We start from the raw sequence: 3,915 nt of genomic DNA on the forward strand, positions 1-3,915 counted from the left end.
TAAAACTAAATTAAGTATTATTGTAATTAAAGCTCCAGATATTGAAAACAACATGGCATAACGTGTTTTATCGGTTAATTTATACCAAATTGCTAAATTATGATACACACCTAAAAATAGATTAGCTAACAATACTACTGGAACAATTATGATAGCTTCCCAGTAATTTTCGTTAATAAAAGGTCTTTTAAGAATGTCGATAAAAACTACAATTCCAACAAAAACCAACGACCCAACAATTATGAAATAATTCAGAATTTTGGCATATGTTTCTTTTGCATTTTTTTTATCAGAATGATTGAAAAAGAAGGGTTCCGCTCCTAAACGAAATGCCATTATGTATAAATTCATAAAAATAGCTAATTTGTAACAAGCGGCATAAACTCCCATTTCAGCATCTCCAATCATCTGTTTTATAAGGTATTTATCCAAATTTTCATTAATCACATACGCCACACCTGCAACGGCAATAGGCCAACTATAGGAAATCATTTTTTTAAATAATAATACATCAAAAGTCAACTTAAACTTTAATAAATTAGGTAATAAAAGTAAAAATGAAATGGCGCTTCCAATAATATTAGCAAAAAATATAAAGTTTACAATATGTGTATTGTTAAAAGTATTTTCTAAAAGTTGAGGTATTGATTTACCTTCCTTCAAAAATTCAGGTATAAATTTTAAGAAAATCAGGTTAATGCATACAATAATCCCAACATTAATTAATTTAATAATTGCATATTTAATTGGTCTATTTGCAGCTCTTAAAAATGCAAATGGAATTACCGCTAAAGTATCCAAAGCCATAATACCAATAAATAATTTTAACTGAAGCGGATTTTCTCCAAAATCGAATAGGTTTATAAAGAAATCGGAGAAACTAAAAGCAACTGTCACAAAAATTAATGCAGAAATAAAAACGGTAATAAATGCAGTTGAAATTAAGGAATCTTTCTTTTTTTCTGATTTATAAAATCTGAAAAAGGCCGTTTCAAAACCAAAAGTTAGAAGTACAGAAAAAAGTGCCGCCCAAATATAAAAATTGGTATTTTCTGCATAATTAGTTTTGGGCAAAGCATCGGTATGTACTTTAACGAGCAAAAAATTTATAACCCGAGGTAAAACTGCAGCAATTCCGTAAATAATGGTGTCCTTAAAAAATCGTTTAAGTGCGTTCAAATTTGGTTTTTAAAGTAAAAACATAAAAGTACAAAAGTATCACTTCATTTCAATAAAATTATTTTTAAGTTTCAAATAGTTGATGTATTTTTAAAATAATGGATTTTCTACTTCAACAACATATAGAAAAACAACTTAGTTCTCAATTATCAAAAAATTTAAATTTTGAGTGGCAACCTGTTGGAGGTGGTTCTATAAATATCACGTATAAAATTTCTGCTAAAAACTATAACTATTTTGTAAAAATTAACAATAAGGCTGTTTTTGAAAATGGTTTTAAAGAAGAAGTTTTAGGGTTGCAATTTTTAAAAGCAAACGGAGCAATTACTCCTAAAATAATTATTGAAGGAACTTATAGCAACAAAATTTATTTAGTGTTAAGTTGGATTGAATCGAGCCTTGAAACAACTCATTTTTGGGAGAATTTCGCCATTCAATTAGCAAATTTACATCAAAATAAGGCTTTAAAATTCGGATTGAATCATCATAATTTTATGGGGGAATTACATCAAAAAAACACTTTCTTTAATGATTTCACTCCTTTTTTTATTGAAAACAGATTAAAACCACAAGTAAAATTAGCTTTTGATTCAGGATTACTTCAAACAAAAGAAGTACAGTTATTTGAAAGTTTATACAAACAACTGCCTTCCATATTTCCAAACGAAAAACCCAGTGCAATTCACGGCGATTTATGGAGTGGAAATTTTATTGCTACCGCAAATAATAAAGCTGTTTTTATAGACCCGGCTGTGTATTATGGATATAGAGAAGTTGACTTGGCAATGAGTTTATTGTTTGGTGGATTTTCAAAATTGTTTCACACAACATACAACGAAGTTTATCCTTTAGAAAAAGGATTCAATAACAGAAAAGATCTTTACAATTTATATCCATTATTAATACATTTAAACTTATTTGGAAAATCATATTTACAATCTATAAGAACTATAGTTTCGCAGTTTTAAGTCTGCAATTGATTTAGTTTCTTTACTTTTGATACACAAAAATCTTATAAAATGAATACAAACCCTAAAATAGCAGTTTTTGGAGGTGGAAGTTGGGCAACAGCCATTGTGAAAATGCTGTGTGAAAATTTAGAGCAAGTTGGCTGGTATATGAGAAGTCAGAGCGCCATAGATTATATAAAAGAAAACGATCACAATCCAAATTATATAAGTTCTGCAACTTTTAATGTAAACCAATTATTTTTATCAAGTGATATTAATGAGATGGTAAAATATGCAGATATTTTAATTTTTGCAATTCCATCGGCATTTGTAAAAGCAGAATTGGACAAAATAACCGAAGATTATACTTCAAAAATTGTGTTTTCAGCAATTAAAGGAATTATTCCGGAAAGTGGTTTAATTGTAGGAGAACATTTTAATAAAATATTAAATGTTCCAATTGAAAATATTGGAGTAATTACCGGCCCTTGTCACGCCGAAGAGGTTGCAATGGAACGTTTATCGTATTTAACAATTGCTTGTAAAGATGAAGAAAAAGCAAAACTTGTAAGTAAATTTATTTCTAGTCATTATATAAAAACCAAAATTTCAGACGACATTATTGGAACGGAATATGCTGCAATGCTTAAAAATATTTATGCAATAGCAGCAGGTATAGCCCATGGTTTAGGTTATGGAGATAATTTTCAGGCAGTTTTAATGTCGAATTCAATTCGGGAAATAAAGCGATTTATTAAAAAAGTTCATAAAATGAAACGGAATATCAATAATTCGGCATATTTAGGCGATTTGTTAGTTACGGGCTATTCTGTTTTTAGTAGAAATAGAATGTTTGGAAATATGATTGGTAAAGGCTATACTGTAAAAAGCGCTATGATGGAAATGAGTATGGTTGCAGAAGGATATTATGCCACAAAAAGCGCCTATTTAATGAATGAAAAAAACAACACAAAAACACCAATTATTGATGCTGTTTTTCAAATTTTGTACGAAAATAAAAACCCAAAAACAGTATTTAAAAATTTAACGGAACTTATAGATTAACAGTAAGTTACTATTATATTATTTCAAATATTTTTTTAAAATAGTATTAGAAATTACAAAATATTAGTAACTTAGCACTTTAATTTATTTTTTAACAATGAAAAAAGGTACAGTAAAATTTTTTAACGAATCTAAAGGTTTTGGATTTGTAACAGAGGCAGGTTCTAACACAGATTATTTTGTGCACATTTCTGGATTGATTGATGAAATCAGAGAAGGTGATGAGGTAGAATTTGAACTTAAAGAAGGTAAAAAAGGTTTAAATGCAGTTAATGTAAAAGTTTTATAAGCATTAAAAGAATCTTTTTAAAAACGTAAAAACCCATTCTAATTGAATGGGTTTTTTTGATTAAAATCAAAATAATAGCCTTTATACTACTCCCTTAAATTTTAGAATAACACTTCTATATATTTGTGTAACAACTTTTTGTAAATGTGCAGGTTTTAGCCAGCCTCAGCTAATTGATAAATGTCATAAGAACAGACCTGTTTTTTAGGTAATTTTGATACTTTAATAATATATATGTTATGAGTGAACGAATTGGAATTATATATGCAACAGTTGACGGACAAACAACAAAAATTTGTAATGAAATTGTAAAAACCTTAAAGGAGAAAAATGTAGATGTTCAATTATTTACAATTGATACTTTTACAAACAATATTTCAGATTTTGATAAATTGGTGATTGCATCAAGTATAAGGTATGGAGTTCATGATA

5 protein-coding genes are annotated in these 3,915 nt (G+C 28.0%); 4 read left to right on the forward strand and 1 reads right to left on the reverse strand.

The window, feature by feature from the left end; translation table 11 throughout:
• Positions 1–1,179: lipopolysaccharide biosynthesis protein (locus AB1Z17_RS09840; RefSeq protein ID WP_368051630.1), on the reverse strand; the 1,179-nt coding region annotated here is incomplete at its 3' end.
• 98 nt (positions 1,180–1,277) lie between these two features.
• Between AB1Z17_RS09840 and AB1Z17_RS09845 the strand changes: the two genes are divergently transcribed.
• From AB1Z17_RS09845 to AB1Z17_RS09860, 4 genes are all read left to right on the forward strand, one after another.
• Positions 1,278–2,147 carry a fructosamine kinase family protein gene (locus AB1Z17_RS09845; RefSeq protein WP_368051631.1) on the forward strand — a complete coding sequence of 290 codons (870 nt, stop codon included), beginning with the start codon at positions 1,278–1,280 and terminating at the stop codon, positions 2,145–2,147.
• A gap of 51 nt (positions 2,148–2,198) precedes the next feature.
• Complete coding sequence (locus AB1Z17_RS09850) at positions 2,199–3,194, forward strand: NAD(P)H-dependent glycerol-3-phosphate dehydrogenase (protein WP_368051632.1); 996 nt, start codon at positions 2,199–2,201, stop codon at positions 3,192–3,194.
• A gap of 97 nt (positions 3,195–3,291) precedes the next feature.
• Positions 3,292–3,483 (forward strand): cold-shock protein, encoded by a 192-nt coding sequence (locus tag AB1Z17_RS09855; RefSeq protein ID WP_368051633.1) that lies wholly within the window; start codon positions 3,292–3,294, stop codon positions 3,481–3,483.
• 239 nt (positions 3,484–3,722) lie between these two features.
• The coding region (locus AB1Z17_RS09860) for a flavodoxin domain-containing protein (RefSeq protein ID WP_368051634.1) at positions 3,723–3,915 on the forward strand (193 nt) is incomplete at its 3' end.

Origin of the sequence: Lutibacter sp., assembly GCF_040883305.1 — a bacterium.
Lineage (GTDB): Bacteria > Bacteroidota > Bacteroidia > Flavobacteriales > Flavobacteriaceae > Lutibacter.

Excerpts from the sequence above, each read along its gene's own strand:
- AB1Z17_RS09845 (WP_368051631.1), top strand. The coding sequence starts at position 1,278 with ATGGATTTTCTACTTCAACAACATATAGAAAAACAACTTAGTTCTCAA.
- AB1Z17_RS09850 (WP_368051632.1), top strand. The coding sequence starts at position 2,199 with ATGAATACAAACCCTAAAATAGCAGTTTTTGGAGGTGGAAGTTGGGCA.
- AB1Z17_RS09855 (WP_368051633.1), top strand. The coding sequence starts at position 3,292 with ATGAAAAAAGGTACAGTAAAATTTTTTAACGAATCTAAAGGTTTTGGA.